The sequence below is a fragment of the Oceanicaulis sp. genome (assembly GCF_965284345.1).
GTDB lineage: Bacteria > Pseudomonadota > Alphaproteobacteria > Caulobacterales > Maricaulaceae > Oceanicaulis > Oceanicaulis alexandrii_A.
Window position 1 is genome coordinate 1 of sequence record NZ_OZ260073.1, and the last position, 16,518, is coordinate 16,518.

Genomic DNA, 16,518 nt, shown 5'->3' on the forward strand with positions numbered 1-16,518 from the left:
GAATTCAAGCTGCGCATTGAAGACACCGATCGCGCCCGCTCGACCGACGAGACCGTACAGGCGATCGTGGACGGCCTGAGCTGGCTGGGCCTGGACTGGGATGGCGAGACCGTCTCCCAATTCGCCCGCGCTGACCGCCACCGTGAGATTGTCGACACGCTGATCGAGAACGGCGCTGCGTTCCGTTGCTATTGCACGGCGGAAGAAACAGAAGCCCTGCGCGAACAGGCGTTCGCCGAAGGCCGCGCGCTGCGTTCGCCCTGGCGTGATCGCGCCCCGTCCGAAGCCCCTGCAGACACGCCTTTCGTAGTGCGTTTTCGCGCCTCAGACACCGACACGGTGATCGAGGATGCGGTTCAGGGACAGGTGCGCTGGGGCGCCAAGGAATTTGACGATCTCGTGCTTCTGCGCGGCGACGGCAATCCCACCTATAATCTCGCCGTCGTGGTGGATGATCATGACATGGGCGTCACCCACATCATCCGCGGCGATGATCATCTGGTGAACGCCGGCCGTCAGGCCCAGATCTATAACGCGCTTAACTGGGACATTCCGGTCTTCGCCCATATCCCGCTCATTCACGGCCCCGACGGCAAGAAATTGTCCAAGCGTCATGGCGCGCTGGGTGTGGAAGCCTATCGCGACATGGGCTATCTGCCTGAAGGCCTTCGCAATTATCTGTTGCGGCTGGGTTGGTCCAAAGGCGATCAGGAATATTTCACCGACGCAGAGATGATCAAAGCCTTTGATCTGAAAGGCCTCGGCAAAGCCCCGGCGCGGCTGGATTTCGACAAGATGTCCAGCGTCAACGCCTGGCATATGAAACGCGCAGAGGATGCGCGCCTGACTGATCTGTTGTGGGATCGCCTTGAGGGCCGCGAGGATGTGCGGCTGGATGATCAGGCGAAAGTCTGGGTGTCCTCAGCGATGAAAGTGCTGAAAGAACGGGCGGCGACCCTCGCAGAACTGGACGATCAGACCTATTTCCTCATCCGCCCGCGGCCGATCGAGTTGACGGGCAAGGCCGCAAAGGCTCTCAAGGATGACGCCAAGGCGCTTTTATCGCGCCTTGCAGAGGTTTTAAGGGATACGCCAGACTGGACCGAGGCGGCTCTGGGCGAAGTGCTTAACGCTTTCGCAGAGGCTGAAGAGGTTGGATTTGGCAAGGTTGGGCAGCCGCTTCGAGCGGCCCTCACTGGTGGCGCGCCCGCGCCGGACATGAGTTTCGTACTGGCGGTTCTGGGACGCGATGAAGTTCTGGATCGGCTCAATGACGTGATGGACTAGGTCGCGCCCCTTCACAGGCCGCGTTCATCATGACCCATAGAAAAGGGGTTGGAGATATGGAAAACAAGATTCAACCGAAAGGTTCCGCACAGCTGTCGATTAACGGCGAGACTTATGACCTGCCTGTGTATGGCGGCTCCATCGGTCCGGACGTCATCGACATTCGTGCGCTTTATAAAAATGCGGGTGTTTTCACCTTTGACCCCGGCTTCACGTCCACCGCGTCGTGCGAAAGCCAGATCACCTATATCGACGGCGATGAAGGCACGCTTTTGTATCGCGGCTATCCGATCGACCAGCTGGCGGACAACGCCAGCTTCATCGAAGTGGCCTATCTGCTGCAAAACGGTGAGCTGCCGAACGCCAAGGAACTCGAAGAGTTTGATTGGACAATCCGTCGCCACACCATGCTGCACGACCAGTTCGACCAGTTCTTCCGCGGCTTCCGCCGTGACGCCCACCCGATGGCGATCATGGTCGGCACTGTGGGCGCGCTGTCAGCGTTCTATCACGACTCAACAGACGTCAATGATCCCAAAGCCCGCCTGATCGCGAGCCATCGCATGATCGCGAAAATGCCGACCATCGCGGCCCGGGCCTACAAATACCATGTGGGTCAGCCCTTTGTGACGCCGCAGAACGATCTCGATTACGCGTCCAACTTCCTGCAGATGTGCTTTGCGGTTCCGGCGGAGAAATACGAAGTCTCCCCGACCCTGGCGCGCGCCATGGACAAGATCTTCACCCTGCACGCCGATCACGAGCAGAACGCGTCGACCTCGACCGTGCGTCTCGCCGGCTCGTCGGGCGCCAACCCGTTCGCCTGCATCGCGGCCGGCATCGCTTCGCTGTGGGGCCCGGCGCATGGCGGCGCCAATGAAGCGGCGCTCAACATGCTGGCGGAAATCGGTTCGGTGGAGAACATCCCCGAATACGTCGCGAAAGCCAAAGACAAGAACGATCCGTTCCGTCTGATGGGCTTTGGTCACCGCGTGTATAAAAACTACGATCCGCGCGCCAAAGTGATGCGCGAAACCTGCCACGCCGTGCTCGATGAGCTGGGCGTGCGCAATGATCCGCTGCTGGCTGTGGCCATGGAGCTGGAGAAGATCGCGCTGGAAGATCCCTACTTCGTCGAGAAGAAACTCTATCCGAACATCGATTTCTATTCGGGCATCACCCTGAAAGCCATGGGCTTCCCGACAGAGATGTTCACAGTGCTGTTCGCCCTGGCCCGCACCGTGGGCTGGATCGCGCAATGGTCGGAAATGATCGAGGATCCGAGCCAGAAGATCGGTCGGCCGCGTCAGGCCTTCACTGGCGCGACCGCCCGCGACTTCGTCGGTATCGACAAGCGCTAACCAGCGCAACACTAGCGAACAAAAAAGACCGGCGAAGCAGCAGCTTCGCCGGTTTTCTTTTGTCATCGCACTAGCTTTTCAGCGAGCCGAATCCATCTCGTGAAAACAAGTCATCGAGCCCAACCCCCAGCGTCTCAGACAGACGTAGCGCAATCTCGATTGTGGGATTGAATTGACCGCGCTCGATCGCGCCGATGGTTTGCGGATGCACCTGAACGCGCTCCGCCAGAGCTTGCCGGGACAGGCCGCGATCCACCCGATAGGTCTTCACCCGATTCTGGAAAGCGACAGGCTCAGCCATCGAATGCATCACCATCCGCAGCGCCCGTCACGTCATAGTCCGAGGCGTCCAGAACCCAGGCCAACACCAGCTGCGGCCCCGACATCGCCAGGGTGAACGCTCCCAAACCGAGGCCAATCACGTACGCCGCCGGCAAAGGAGACGCGCCCACCCCCGCGACGATCAGCATCAAGGCCAGCGCCAGCTTGAAACCCCGCTGCGTCGCCATGGCGACCAGACCTTGCTGGCGTTCATCATACGGCTCGCCTGGTAGAGCGAACGCCGGGCGACTGGCGAGGAAGAGCTTACGGTCCAGCCAGATCGCCGCCGCTGCGCCGATCAGCATGAGCGGCGCCAGACCAATCAGGGGCCCGGTGATGCTCGATTGGGCGCGGATGGCCTGAATGGCGCCATCAAGGAGCAAGGACAGCACCAGACTCAGGACCAGAAACACAAAGATCGCAGCAACAACCAGCGCACGGCGCTTGGATTTCGGCGCCCAGGCCAACGCTTTTTGCGGATCGTCGTTGGCGTCTGGAAGATGGAAGCCGTGAAGCGGCCCTTGCACTGGCATGAGGTTTCTCCGTGTTTGAACATCGAAACATAGCATATACACTACATTTTCAATTCTGAAAACAGAGCTCATGCAGATCTTCACGTCATCGAAGACGCCTGCAGGGATTGGGTCAGAACCTGCCGACATAGATCGGCGACCGCCTTCACACAGAGCGGCGACGTGCGGCCTTTGCGTTGTACGAGCCAGAGGTCCTGATCCACTCGAACGCGCAAATGGACGCTTCTGAGCCTCTCCTTGTAGCGATACGCTTGATACCCGCTCCAGGGCAAAATCGTATATCCCAACCCTTGTGACACAGGGTCAAGAATCTGGTTTATCTGGTTGATATAACTTCTGACTGATAAATCAGAAGCACCCGAATATTCCTCTGGGAAATTCCGACTGAGCACTCTGTCGGCATAGGCGTCCGCATCCGGGTGACGGATCAACCCCAGATCTTGCAGCATCGCAAACGTCATCGACGGCTCACATTGCGCCGACGTCAACAGGCATAACTGATCACGCCCGAGCGCCTGACTGACGAGCTGAAAATGCGTGGGTTGGCCAATCGATAGCCCAAAATCAAACCGGCCCTCAAGAACCCCCTTGATGATTGCATCCTCCGGTGCGGCCTCGAGCATGACTTGAAGCTCTGGCGCAGACGCCAACCGCTCCGTGATGGCAGGGTAGAGCAACAAGGCGAGACTGCCTGAACAGGCGAAACTCACCTGTCCCGCATCGGCCCGATCAATGGCGAGAGACTTAAGCAAGGCCGTTTCTTCATCCGCCTGTCGGCGCGCATACGCCAACACCGCTTTGCCTTGCGGGGTCAGCATCATATCCTGCCCCTGACGGGTGAACAATGGATGGCCCACCTGCTGCTCAAGCTTCTTTAGATGTTGCGTGACGCCGGGCTGAGTCATGTTCAACCGTCGGGCGGTACGTGTGAAATGCCGCTCTTCGCTTAAGGTCTCGAAGGTGCGGAGCCAGGTCGGATTGATCATCATAATGTCCGGTTATTGAAATTAGTTCATATCATAATTATTCATGAGTTTATTTCCATGAGAGGTTGTCCGTCATCGCAGCAAAGGAGCGCGTCATGACCCAGACAACCCCTCGGACGTTTTCACACATCGGGCTATCCGTTCCCGATCTCGACGCCGCCGTGAAATTCTACACGGAGGTGCTGGGCTTCTACGTCATCATGGAGCCTACCGAGATCACCGAAGACAAGAGCCCGATCGGCCTCATGTGCACAGATGTGTTCGGTCCGAATTGGGACCGGTTCCGGATCGCTCATCTGGCGACGGCGGACAGGATCGGCGTCGAACTGTTTGAATTTCAGGGCAATGTCACGCCTGACGACAATCTGCCTTTCAAACAGACCGGCATGTTCCATTTCGCCATCCAGGACCCTGATGTAGAGGGCCTTCTGGAGCGCATCGTGGCCGCCGGCGGCAAGCAACGCATGCCTGTGCGTGCATACTATCCGGGCGAAAAGCCCTATCGCATGGTCTATGTGGAAGACCCGTTCGGCATTGTTTTCGAGCTGTATTCACACAGCTACGAACTCACCTATTCCGCCGGCGCCTATAGCTGAGCCCCAAAAGACCGTGTCCGGCCTCACGCCGGACACGGTCACGCGCCGACAAGTCGCAACACGGCTTCCGCGGCGTTTCGGGCCGGCGCCCCGCCCTCGCCGCGCATATGGTCCGTCACTGCGCGCAGCTTGGTCGAAATGTCTGACCGGCGCGCCGGATCGTCCAGTAATGCGCCGACGCTGTGCGCCAGCACATCGCCCCGGCATTGGGTCTGGACATGTTCGGGGATCAGCATCTCGTCGGCCGCGATATTGGCGAGCGAGATGTATTTCGCCTTCATCAGGAAGAACCGCGCCGCCGCCCAGGCCAGCCAGCCCAGACGATAGGCCGCGACCGTAGGCACGCCCAATCGCGCCAGCTCCAGCGTCACCGTGCCTGAACAGGCCAGCGCCACATCGGCGGCGTGGAACGCGTCCCGGCGCTCTTCCCCATCCACAATGATCAGATCGTCAAAGGCAGGCTCAGCCTTGATCATCTCCCGCGCCTGCTCAGCGATCGAGGGCGCCAGCGGGGTGACGAGCCTGAGCCCCGGACGCTCGGCTTTCAAACGGCGGGCGGCGTCAGCGAAGCGCGGGAATAGCCGCGTCAATTCCGACATCCGGCTGCCGAACAAGACCAGCAACAGCTCGCTCTCCGGGCTGACACCGTGACGGGCGAGAAAGGCCGGACCGTCACCACTAAGGTCACGCTCGAGCGCCGGATTGCCCACAAAGCTCACATCCATGCCATGCTCGGTGAAATATGGCGCGTCAAACGGATGGATCGCCAAGAGATGATCAAACGTGTCGGCAGCAACCTTGGCGCGCTCGCGTCGGGCCGCGAACACCTGGGGCGCCACGTATTTGATCAGCGGCACGCCGGGCAAGGCTTCGCGCAGTTTCCAGGCGGCGCGCAGCATGAAGCCCCATGAATCAATCAGCACCACGGCGTCCGCGCCAAACGCCTTGGCGGCGTCCGCGGTCTCCTGGGCGCGCTGATGGACAAGATTGATGATTTTCAGCCCGTCAAACAGGCCGAAGACTGAAAGCTCGGAAATATCAAAGGGGGAGACGGCGCCGCGTTTGGCCATTTCAGGCCCGCCTACGCCGGCGATCTCAACATCCGGGCGCAGGGCGCGCAGCGCATCAATCAGATCGCCGGCCAGCGCATCGCCAGACGGCTCCGCCGCCACCAGGAAAATCCGCGGCGCCCGCGCCAGATCAGTGTTCGCGGTCAGGGTTTCGGTAATCGTCGACATCCGCCCGCTCGTCCATGTCTACAGCCCAGACCGCCAGCCCCGCCGCATCTGCGGCGCGCGCAACAGCCTCTCGGCCTAACACCATAGCGCCGCCCGCGGGGATGACGATACCGGCAAGCCCCGCGCGGGCTGCGCCTTCAACTGTGGAGACGCCGATCACCGGCAAATCAATGCGCCGCTCCTGATCGGGTTTCGGGCGCTTGGCGAGCACGCCTTTGCGATTGATGGCGGACCCTCTCAGCTCGGACGGCAAGCCGGCGACGCGCGCCAGCATCTGATCAGTGCCCTCTTGCGCTTCCACAGCCAGCACCAGCCCGTCGCAGACTACAGCGCCCTGCCCGATATCTTCCGCCCCGGTCACGCCGGCGATATGAAGCGCCTTGGCGGCGTCCGCCCGCACGCCCGGGCTCGGCTCGACCGCGCCGATCAGGCCAGGGGGGACCAGCAGCTCATCTGCGATGTCGTTGGCGCCGATAACGGTGAAGCCCTCTTTCTCGAAAAAGCCGACGATCGCGCGCAACAGCGCGTCATCACCGCGCGTGGCCGCCGCCAGCGCCTGGGGCAGAAAGGCCATGCCTTTGAGATCGGGCTTGAGCGCGGAAAAATCAGGCCGCGTGACGATGCCGGCGAAGCAAACAGCGTCGCAATCGGCCAGACGCAAATCCTTGACCACCTGCCCCAGCTGAGCGATGCCGCGAATGATCGGGCTGTCATAGCGGGTCGGGTCTGCAAACCCCTTGAGCGCGATCACACACGCTAGACGGTCTCCGCCCTGAGCGGCTTCGGCCACATAGACCGGAAGGTCCCCGCCCCCCGCAATCAGGCCCAGACGCTCAAACCCCGCCAAGATCTAGCGCCCCTCTGGCGAACAAAGCGGGCGCTTGGCCGGGGTGCGGATGAACTCAACGATATCCATCACTTCAGGCCGATTTTCAAACAGACGCGCCGCGTCCTCGATCCGTTCGTTGAAGGCGCCTTCATTGGCGAAGACCAGGCGATAGGCGGCGCGCAGGTCATGGATGGCGTCACGCGCGAAGCCGCGGCGTTTGAGGCCCACCAGATTGAGGCCCGCCAGCGCGCCCAGATTATCCACCATGCCATAGGGAATGACGTCGCCCGTCACCGGGGCGCCCCCGCCGATAAAGGCGTATTTGCCGATCCGGCATTGCTGGTGCAACGCCGACAGCCCGCCCATGATCACGTAATCAGCCACCGTGGAATCACCGCCCAGCGTCGCGTTATTGGCGAAGACCACATGATTTCCGACCGTACAGTCATGGGCCACATGCGCCCCGACCATGAAGAAATTATCTGAACCTACTTCGGTCACGCCCTTCGCGCTTTCGGTGCCCATATGCATGGTCACCTGCTCGCGCAGGATGTTGCGGTCCCCGACGATCAGGCGGACATCACCACCTTTGAACTTGAAGTCCTGGGGCGGCTCGCCGAGCGAGACGAAGGGGTGCAGCACGCAATCAGAGCCCAGATCGGTCTGGCCGTTCAGCGTGACATGGGAGATCAGCCGCGTACGGTCGCCGATCTTGACGTTCGGGCCGACAATGCAGAAAGGCCCGATCTCGACGCCTTCGCCCAATTGGGCGCTATCGTCCACAAGGGCTGTGGGGTGGATGGTGTGAGTCATGCTCGCTCCGTCAGGCTTCGCGCGGGGCCGAGGTGGCGGAGAACGTCGCATCCGCGCACCGGACGCCGTTCACGCGCGCTTCGCCTTTGAATTTGAAAACGCCGCGACGATTGGCTGTCACCTCAACAGGCATTTCCAGCACATCACCCGGACGAACGGGGCGGCGGAACTTGGCCTGTTCCACACCCATGAAATAAATCAGCGTATTGGAGATGTCCGCATTGAGCGTTTTTGACATCAGGATCGCGCCCGTCTGGGCCAACGCCTCGATGATCAGCACGCCGGGCATGACCGGGTTTTCGGGGAAGTGTCCCTGAAAATGCGGCTCGGCCGCGGACACGCATTTGAAACCGACAATGGACTCGCCCGGCACATAGGCCTCCGCCCGGTCCACCATCAAGAACGGGTAACGATGGGGCAACCGGCGCAGGATTTCATCAGGCCCGATGGTCATCGTTTCATCGCTCATGTCTCATCCTTCTTGCGCTCGGGCCTGGACTTGCGCCCAACCGCGCGCCTCAGCCAAGCGGTCTCCCGCATGAAACTCTGGATGGGCTGCGCGGGCGACCCGGCCCAGGTTTCGCCCGGCGGGACGTCCTTCATGACAGCAGCGTCTGCTGCAAGCCGAGCGCCGGCGCCGATCTTCAAATGGTCTGCAATGCCTACACGGCCGCCAAATTGCGCGCCCGCACCGATAATGGTGCTGCCCGAAATGCCTGCAAACGCCGCCATCACGGCGTACTCGCCCACATCGACATTATGGCCGATATGGCACAGATTATCGATCCGCACGCCCTTGCCGATCCGGGTGTCCTTGAGCATGCCGCGATCCACGGTCGCGTTGGCGCCGAGCGTCGCTTCGTCTTCAATGACGACGCGCCCCAGATGCGGCAGAGTGAACACCTCACCCTCTTCATAGGCGAGGCCAAAACCAGCTTCACCGACAACGGCGCCTGCGGAAATTTCACACGTCGCGCCGATCAGCGCGCATTGCACATTGGCGCGCACCCCGATCCGGGTTTGTGCGCCGATGACGACGCCCGGCCCGATAATGGCTCCAGCCTCAATGCGCGCGCCCTCGCCAATGACGGCGTCCGGCCCGACAATAACGCCCGGAGCGAGACGGGCGGTCTCAGCGATCTGTGCAGTGGCGTGGATGAAGTCGCCACCGTCATGGAAACGGGTGGACAACAGCCGTGCCGCGGCTTGCGCAAACCCTGCGCGCGGAACCCTGTGGACCAGAACCGCCTCGCAATGGGGCAAGGCGTCCGCCCACCTGGCGTCCGGGACAATCGCGACGCCCGCAGCTGGCGGCGTTTCCGGCGGCGCCTTGCCAGCCAGAAACATCAACTCGCCCGCTAATGCTGCGTCAGGCGTGGAGACGTCAAAAACAGCGACATCGCCGTCGCCGATCAGGTCAGACCCGATAAGCGCGGCGATGTCAGAAGCCTTGAGCGGGCCGAGCCGCTCAAAAAATCGCGGGTCGGCCCCCATATCAGACCAACCTTATTGCTGCTGTTGAGCAGGCTGGGTGGGCACGCGCACGCGGTTGACCGGCGTGGTCGAGATGCGCTGGTTCAGGCGCTCGATCGCAGACTGGCTGATGTCGACGGAATCGGCGGCGTAAACCACCACAGACCGGTCAATCAGCACGCTGCCGTTACGCTCGTCGAAGATCTCTTGCAGGACTTCTTGCAGGATCGTCAGCACCGGACGCATGGCCTGCTGCTCAGTGGCTTGCAGTTCCTGAGCGCGGATACGGCGGGTCTGTTCGAAGGTCGCAGCGTCACGCTGCAGACTTTCATACCGGGCTGCCAGGTCCGGACGCTGACGGATCGCATCCTCAGACAGGGCGGACAGTTCAGCGTTAAGCGCTTCGCTTTCAGCCTGGATTGCGGTTTGTTGCGGTCCGAGTTCGGCCTGGATTTCCTGACCGATGGCTTCAAGACGCGAGGCGATATGCTGACCGACCGCGCTCTCTCGGAGGATGCGCTGTTCGTTCATGACGAGCACGCCCTGAGCAAAACTCGCAGCGCTGAAACCAATGGTCAGAGCGAGAGCTGCAGCGAGCATGCGCAGCGGGCGCATAGCGGCGAAAATCTGACGTTTCATGAGTTTAGAACCCCGTTCGTGTGCTGAAGCGGAAGAACGCCCCTTGGTCGTAATCTTCCTTGATAAAGGCGTGCGCCAGGTCAAACCGCACCGGGCCGAATGGAGAATCCCAGAAGATGCTCATGCCGGCCGATGCGCGCAGCGCCAGGTCGTCAACGGTGAAGATAGCGCCGTCTGCGCCATCATCGTCGATCTGATCGTCGTCAGGCAGGACGCCGACCGTACCGAATTCAGTAAACAGGCTGCCGCGGATGCCGTATTGCTCCGGCAAGCCCAGCGGGAAGCCCATTTCAAAAGCGCCAATGGCGTAGAAATTACCGCCCAGGGCATCGCCGGACACAAACTCATCGCCATCTTCAAGCGCTTCGGCCCGACGCTGGACGACCCGAGGGCCGATGCCGGCGGTTTCAAAGCCGCGGAAGGAATTGCCGCCTTTGAAGAAACGGTCGTTGATACGCGCAGTGTCGCCGCCCCAAGAGAACAGGTACCCCGTAGAGCCGGTGGCGCTGAACACCAGACGATCCCGCCAGACGCTGCGATAGACGCCGCCTTGCAGCTCCGAGCGCACATAGCGCACATCACCGCCAAAGCCGGCGAAATCCTGGTTGAAGCTCAACTGGAACCCGCGTGTCGGTTCACGATAATCATCCGTACGGTTCCAGCGCAGCGAATAGCCCAACAACGAGGTGACCCGAGAGCCCGCCGCGCGTTGGATGGATTCTGAAACGCCAGAGAACGTGGTCACGTCATCGGTCCGCATCGTATAGCTGACACCCGCTTGCACAGCCCGCGTCAACGGGAAGCCTGCGCGCAGCGTGATGCCCGTGGACTCTGTCTCAAACGACGCTTCGCTGGAGAAGTCAGACCTCACACGGAACAGATCGAACCCTGCTGCAAGATTGCGATCCAGAAAGCGCGGTTCGGTAAAGCGAATATCGATCTGCTGCTGGCGCGAGCTGGTGGAGACCCGCAAGCGCAGGAACTGGCCACGACCGCGCAAATTGCGTTCAGAGATCGAAAAGTCGACCAGGAACGAGTCCGTTGAGGAGAAGCCGGCGCCGAAGGCCAACTCGCCCGTAGGCTGCTCGGCGACCCGCACCTGAACCTGGGCGCGATCCGGAGCACTGCCCTGGATCGGCTCGACCTGCACGTCTTCAAAGAAGCCCAGCTGACCGACACGGGAGCGCGACACATTCACAAGCGCCTGGTTAAAGGCGTCGCCTTCCACCAGGTCGAGCTCGCGTCGAATGACACGGTCCAGCGTCCGGGTGTTGCCGATAATGTCGATGCGTTCGATGTAAACGCGCGGGCTTTCCTCGATCACATAATTGATGTCGACCGTCTGGTCTTCGCGGTTCAGCGAGACGCGCGGACTGACATCCACGAAAGCGTATCCGGCGGCGCCAGCGGCATAGGTGAGCGAGTCCGTAGCGTTCTCGATCAGGCTGCCCACATAGAGACGGCCAGGCTGGGTGGACAGAACCGCTTCGAGATATTCGACATTCAGATCTGAGATTTCGGTCTCGACAGTGATCTCGCCAAATTCATAGCGCTCGCCTTCATCCATGGTGAAGGTGACGTAGAATTCAGACTGGTCGGGGGCGAGTTCAGCGGAAACTGAGGTCACGCGGAAGTCTGCAAAGCCGCGGTCATTGTAGAAGGTGCGCAGCTGCTCGCGGTCATATTCGATCCGGTCAGGGTCGTAATTGTCGTTCGAGCTGAAGAATTTCCACCAGCGCGCCTCGGTCGTGACGATCTCGCCCCGCAAGCGGCGATCAGAATACGCCTCATTGCCGACAAACGAGATGCGCTCGACGCCCGTCACCGGACCTTCCGAGATTTCAAAAACCAGGTCGACGCGGTTTTGAGGCAGTTCGACGATCTGCGGCGTCACTTGAGCGGCGAACCGGCCCGAGCGTCGGTAGACTTCAAGAATGCGCTGGACGTCTGACTGCACGCGGGAGCGCGTGAACAGAGCGCGAGCCTGAAGCTCGATTTCATCGGTGATCTTGTCATCGCCAATCGCGCGATTGCCCTCGAGAATCACACGGTTAACGATCGGGTTCTCTTCCACGTACAAAACCAGAGACGGGCCGTCGACGGCCACCCGGACGTCCGAGAATAAATTGGTGCTGTAAAGGGTCTGGATCGACAGATTGATCAGACGCGAATTGGGAAGATCACCGGGCTGGATCAGCAGATAGGACAGAATCGTATCCGCTTCGACGCGCTGATTGCCTTCCACAAGGATCTGCAGGATCGGCTGCTGGGCTTGTTCAGGCGCGCGGTCCACCTGCACCGTCTCAGACGCAGAGGTCGCGGGGTTAACGCCCGCATCCTGCGCATGGCCGACGCCTGCGGTGATCACGCTCAGGAGCGCAGCCGCCAATCCTTTGAAAATCACATTCATGAAAGGCCCTCGTCCCTCGCCCGCGACGCCCCCTGTCACAGGAACTGTCCGCGCAAATAACTCAAATCATTCCAGGTGGCCACCAAGAACATGGCCAAAATCAAGCCAAGACCCAGCCGAAACCCCATTTCCTGAACGGAGGGGCTTGGCGGGCGCTTCGCTATCGCTTCATAGGCGTAGTACACAAGGTGCCCGCCGTCGAGAACCGGAATGGGCAGAAGATTCATTAACCCCAGTCCGACACTCAGCAATGCGGACAAGGCCAGCATCACCACAAACAATCGTTCAAGCCGCGTCAAAAGGCCGATCGGCTGGGTCGCACCGCCATCACTGACCGCCAGATTGGCGAGCTGACCCGCTGTGGTGGCGATGCCCACCGGACCGTTGATGTGTTCGGTAGACGCGCGCCCGGTCACCAAGCGCGACAGATAGCTGATAATTGTCCCAGTGGTGTCGACCGTCCGGGTCACGCCATAGATCGGCGCTTCCCAGAGCGCAGGGCGCACCACTTGCACCTGCGCATCCTGCGAAACGCCAACCCCCATGAAACCAACAGCGCGCTCACCGCCAAGCCCATCGGGCCGTAAGGTGCGATCCGGCGTGACGGTCAGCTCTACAGGCGCTCCATCGCGTTGAACTGTAAAGCGAATGGGTTGGTTGGCGCGGGTCGCGACATATTCACGGATCGCGTTGAAATTGCTGATCTGGGATCCATTGATTTCGGTCACCAGATCGCCGGGTTGAAACCCGCCTTGCGCCGCCGCCGAGCCCTCTTCCACGACACCAATGCGCGGTTCGATCACGCGTTCGCCGTTCATCACCCCGAGGATTGAGAACAGCACCATCGCCAAAAGGAAGTTCGCCAGCGGTCCCGCCGCCACAATGAAGGCGCGCTGCCAGACCGGTTTGAAATGCAGCACGCTGTCAGGATCGGGATGCTCTGCGCGTAATTTGTCCAGCGTGGCGTAATCCGGAGCGCTGGCGGCGTTGGCGTCGCCGCGAAACTGCACAAACCCGCCCAGAGGCAAGGCGCTGACTTTCCAGACCGTGCCCCGCTTGTCGGTGCGCGAGAACAGCGTCGGGCCAAAGCCCATGGAGAAGGCATCCGCATGCACGCCGCACACCCGCCCCGCCCAGTAATGGCCCAGCTCGTGAATAATCACGACAAAGCCCATCACGAGGATGAAGGCGAAAATGGACAGGGTTCCGGACCCAAGCCAGTCGAGCATGTAGTCTCCTTACGCAGTAGCCGCTTAGCGAACTCGCTGCTTAACCGCGTCCATCGCCAACCGACGCCCTTGCCGGTCCACGTCTAACACAGCCTCAAAGCCAGATGGCTGCACGGATGCGACGCCGTCTGCTTCCCCTCGCTCCAGAGAGTCAGAGACGCATGCCGCGATGTCAAGAAAGCCTATCTGACCATTCAGAAAGGCGGCGACCGCCACTTCGTTCGCAGCATTGAAAATCGCTGGCGCGCCCCGCCCCGCATCAAACGCCGCGCGCGCCAGGCCGAGCGCTGGAAACCGAACCGGATCAGGGGCTTCGAAGGTGAGCTGGCTGAGCCTGGCGAGATCGAGCCGTTCGACCGGCGTCTCAAGCCGGTCCGGCCAGGCCAGGGCATGGGCGATGGGCGTGCGCATGTCCGGCATGCCCAGCTGCGCCAGCATCCCGCCATCCACATACTCAACCAGGCCATGCACGATGGATTCCGGGTGCACCAGGACATCCACATCGGTCTGCGGCAGACCGAACAAATGGCACGCCTCGATGATCTCAAGGCCCTTGTTCATCATGGTGGCGCTGTCCACCGAGATCTTGGCCCCCATGGACCAGGTGGGATGGGCCACCGCCTGCGCCGGACTCGCCTGCCCCATCTGCTCCAGCGACCAGTCGCGGAACGGGCCGCCCGACGCGGTCAGGATGATCTGGCGAATGCCGGCGCGTTGCTGCTCGTCAAAAGCCTGAAAAATAGCGTTATGTTCTGAATCAACAGGTAGAAGACGCGCGCCCGCCTCACGTGCAGCCGTCATGAAGAGGTCGCCAGCGCAGACCAGCGCTTCCTTGTTGGCGAAGGCCACTGCGGCGCCCTGGCGCACCGCCTCCAGCGTCGGCGGCAGTCCCGCTGCGCCCACAATGGCCGCCATCACCCAGTCCGCGGACATGCGCGCGGCTTCACAGACGGCGTCAGGGCCTGCAGCACTGCGAATGGACGTGCCTTGCAGCGCAGTGTCCAGCGCTCCACCGGCTTCAGGGTCGGCGACGGCGCAAAATTTCGCACGGGTTCGGATCGCCAGCTGCGCCAGATCCTCCGCCTGACTGTTCGCGGTCAGCGCCACGACATCGAATGCGCCGTCCGGCGCACGCTCGATCAGATCCAGCGTGGCGCGTCCCACAGAGCCTGTCGCGCCCAGTATTGTGACTGTCCGTGCGCTCATGCGCTTCCTCCAGGCCATCCGCCCGGCCCGATCCACGACCAGAGCCCGGCGAACAGAGCCGCCATCATCAGCGCATCCACGCGGTCCAGAACACCGCCATGCCCGGGGATCACCGTGCCGGCATCCTTGACGCCGAAGCGGCGCTTGGCCAGCGACATCAACAGATCGCCCGCCACCGCCATCAGCGCCGTGGGCGCCGCCAGGATCGCGCCATGCCTGGGGTCCCAGCCCGCCCACCAGGCCGCCAACGCGCCGGCGATCACGCCAAAGGCGAGCCCCGCGACCAGCCCCGCCCAGGTCTTGTTCGGGCTGGCGGCGGGCAACAACTTCCAGCCGCCCAGCCAGGATCCCGCCAGATAGGCGAACGTATCCGCAGCCCAGACCACGCTGATCAGAAAGACGACGCCGGCCAGCCCTGCGGTGTCCTCATGCCGTAACGCGCCCAGCACGCTGGCGGCCAACGCCACATAAGCGACGCCGAACAAGGCTTCATACCCACGTCCGCGTGGCCGACGGTCGGCATAGGCCGCCAAAGCGCCGCCCAGTATCCAGACGGTGGCCCCAAGAAGTTCAAGCTGGCTGGCGAGCAACACCCCGCCCACAGCCGTGCTGGTGGCGATTGCAAAGGCGCGCGGCGGAGCTTTGGGGTCGGACATGCGCACCCATTCCCACGCCATGGCGGCGGAAAAGGCGGCGATGAATATGGAAAACGCAGACCCGCCCCAGATCACCAGGCCGATTGAGACCGGCGCCAGCACCAGCGCGGACAGCACCCGTCGGGAGAACATGGGATCGCCGCGCATGGGCTTGCGAGGCGCGGTTACATCGTCAGCATTCTCAGGGTCAGCCATGACGCACGCCGCCATAGCGACGGTCCCGGCTGGCGTATTCGGACAAGGCGTCCTCGAAAGCTGACTTGTCAAAATCAGGCCAGAGAACATCCATGAAAACAAATTCAGCGTAAGCGGCCTGCCATAAGAGAAAGTTGGAGATGCGGCGTTCGCCGCTGGTGCGGATCACCAGATCCGGGTCAGGCAGATCGGCCGTATCCAGATATCCGGCGAACTCTGCTTCGTTCAGCTGAGATAAATCGCCGTCATGGGCCTCGGCCGCCCGGCGCGCCGCGCGGATGATCTCGTCCCGCCCCCCATAATTGAAGGCGATGTTGAGAAAGAAGGCGTCATTCTCCGCCGTCCGCGTTTCCACAGACTCAATCAGGCGCAACAATTCCTCTTTCAGCCCCTCGCGGCGGCCCAGAATGCGAACGCGAACGCCTTCGGCGTGCAAACGGTCCAGATCCGCCGCCACGAAACGCCGCAGCAACTCAAAGAGCGCCTCAACCTCGGCGGCGGGACGGTTCCAGTTCTCGGTGGAAAAGCTGAACAGGGTGAGATAGCGCACGCCCAGCTGACCAGCGGCGCGCACAGCCTCGCGCACAGCCTCGACCCCCTTGCGATGACCAAAGGCGCGCGGGCGCCCCCGAGACGCCGCCCAGCGACCATTGCCATCCATGATGATGGCGACGTGCCGGGGCGTCTGTCCGGACGGTTCGGTCTCGCTCATGGAAACGGCCCTCCCGCCGTCACAGGGCGCCCGC

General features: G+C 61.7%; 17 protein-coding genes. 3 read left to right on the top strand and 14 right to left on the bottom strand.

Annotation, left to right across the window (positions count from 1 at the left end):
• Both gltX and gltA read left to right on the top strand, forming a co-directional pair.
• Positions 1-1,287, top strand: a 1,287-nt coding sequence (gene gltX, locus ACQ66J_RS00005; RefSeq protein WP_430429892.1) for a glutamate--tRNA ligase, incomplete at its 5' end; no start/stop codon positions are given.
• 56 nt (positions 1,288-1,343) lie between these two features.
• Positions 1,344-2,648: a citrate synthase gene (gene gltA / locus ACQ66J_RS00010; protein ID WP_375549004.1), complete on the top strand. Its 1,305-nt coding sequence runs from the start codon at positions 1,344-1,346 to the stop codon at positions 2,646-2,648.
• Between the two features lie 70 nt (positions 2,649-2,718).
• Here the strand turns inward: gltA and ACQ66J_RS00015 are convergent, their stop codons facing one another.
• The 3 genes from ACQ66J_RS00015 to ACQ66J_RS00025 form a co-directional block, all read right to left on the bottom strand.
• Positions 2,719-2,949: a helix-turn-helix transcriptional regulator gene (locus ACQ66J_RS00015; protein ID WP_430429894.1), complete on the bottom strand. Its 231-nt coding sequence runs from the start codon at positions 2,947-2,949 to the stop codon at positions 2,719-2,721.
• Positions 2,942-3,502, bottom strand: a complete 561-nt coding sequence (locus ACQ66J_RS00020; RefSeq protein WP_430429896.1) for a hypothetical protein — start codon at positions 3,500-3,502, stop codon at positions 2,942-2,944. The genes ACQ66J_RS00015 and ACQ66J_RS00020 overlap by 8 nt, the downstream gene beginning before the upstream one ends.
• 80 nt (positions 3,503-3,582) lie before the next feature.
• Positions 3,583-4,488: a LysR family transcriptional regulator gene (locus ACQ66J_RS00025; protein WP_430429898.1), complete on the bottom strand. Its 906-nt coding sequence runs from the start codon at positions 4,486-4,488 to the stop codon at positions 3,583-3,585.
• A gap of 95 nt (positions 4,489-4,583) precedes the next feature.
• Here ACQ66J_RS00025 and ACQ66J_RS00030 point away from each other — a divergent pair, with 95 nt between their 5' ends.
• On the top strand, positions 4,584-5,084 hold the full coding sequence (locus ACQ66J_RS00030; RefSeq protein WP_430429899.1) for a lactoylglutathione lyase family protein: 501 nt from the start codon (positions 4,584-4,586) through the stop codon (positions 5,082-5,084).
• 38 nt (positions 5,085-5,122) lie between these two features.
• Here ACQ66J_RS00030 and lpxB read toward each other — a convergent pair whose 3' ends face one another.
• From lpxB to uppS, 11 genes are read right to left on the bottom strand one after another with little or no spacing between them, the layout of a single operon-like run.
• Positions 5,123-6,322 carry a lipid-A-disaccharide synthase gene (lpxB, locus tag ACQ66J_RS00035; protein ID WP_430429901.1) on the bottom strand — a complete coding sequence of 400 codons (1,200 nt, stop codon included), beginning with the start codon at positions 6,320-6,322 and terminating at the stop codon, positions 5,123-5,125.
• The gene (locus tag ACQ66J_RS00040) at positions 6,285-7,169 is read right to left on the bottom strand and encodes an LpxI family protein (protein WP_430429903.1); all 885 of its coding nucleotides are present in this window, start codon (positions 7,167-7,169) and stop codon (positions 6,285-6,287) included. The genes lpxB and ACQ66J_RS00040 overlap by 38 nt, the downstream gene beginning before the upstream one ends.
• Positions 7,170-7,172: 3 nt before the next feature.
• Positions 7,173-7,964: an acyl-ACP--UDP-N-acetylglucosamine O-acyltransferase gene (lpxA, locus tag ACQ66J_RS00045; RefSeq protein WP_430429905.1), complete on the bottom strand. Its 792-nt coding sequence runs from the start codon at positions 7,962-7,964 to the stop codon at positions 7,173-7,175.
• 10 nt (positions 7,965-7,974) lie between these two features.
• On the bottom strand, positions 7,975-8,433 hold the full coding sequence (gene fabZ / locus ACQ66J_RS00050; protein ID WP_375548996.1) for a 3-hydroxyacyl-ACP dehydratase FabZ: 459 nt from the start codon (positions 8,431-8,433) through the stop codon (positions 7,975-7,977).
• Positions 8,430-9,458, bottom strand: coding sequence for a UDP-3-O-(3-hydroxymyristoyl)glucosamine N-acyltransferase (lpxD, locus tag ACQ66J_RS00055; RefSeq protein ID WP_430429907.1), 1,029 nt, complete (start codon positions 9,456-9,458; stop codon positions 8,430-8,432). Before lpxD ends, fabZ begins: the two co-directional genes overlap by 4 nt.
• A gap of 12 nt (positions 9,459-9,470) precedes the next feature.
• On the bottom strand, positions 9,471-10,076 hold the full coding sequence (locus ACQ66J_RS00060) for an OmpH family outer membrane protein (RefSeq protein WP_375548994.1): 606 nt from the start codon (positions 10,074-10,076) through the stop codon (positions 9,471-9,473).
• A gap of 4 nt (positions 10,077-10,080) precedes the next feature.
• Positions 10,081-12,486: an outer membrane protein assembly factor BamA gene (bamA, locus tag ACQ66J_RS00065; protein ID WP_375548993.1), complete on the bottom strand. Its 2,406-nt coding sequence runs from the start codon at positions 12,484-12,486 to the stop codon at positions 10,081-10,083.
• A gap of 35 nt (positions 12,487-12,521) precedes the next feature.
• Positions 12,522-13,715 (bottom strand): M50 family metallopeptidase, encoded by a 1,194-nt coding sequence (locus ACQ66J_RS00070; RefSeq protein WP_430429910.1) that lies wholly within the window; start codon positions 13,713-13,715, stop codon positions 12,522-12,524.
• Positions 13,716-13,739: 24 nt separating this feature from the next.
• Positions 13,740-14,921 (bottom strand): 1-deoxy-D-xylulose-5-phosphate reductoisomerase, encoded by a 1,182-nt coding sequence (dxr, locus tag ACQ66J_RS00075; RefSeq protein ID WP_375548991.1) that lies wholly within the window; start codon positions 14,919-14,921, stop codon positions 13,740-13,742.
• Complete coding sequence (locus ACQ66J_RS00080; RefSeq protein WP_430429912.1) at positions 14,918-15,772, bottom strand: phosphatidate cytidylyltransferase; 855 nt, start codon at positions 15,770-15,772, stop codon at positions 14,918-14,920. The genes dxr and ACQ66J_RS00080 overlap by 4 nt, the downstream gene beginning before the upstream one ends.
• Complete coding sequence (gene uppS / locus ACQ66J_RS00085; protein ID WP_430429914.1) at positions 15,765-16,484, bottom strand: polyprenyl diphosphate synthase; 720 nt, start codon at positions 16,482-16,484, stop codon at positions 15,765-15,767. The genes ACQ66J_RS00080 and uppS overlap by 8 nt, the downstream gene beginning before the upstream one ends.
• Between the last annotated feature and the right edge of the window lie 34 nt (positions 16,485-16,518).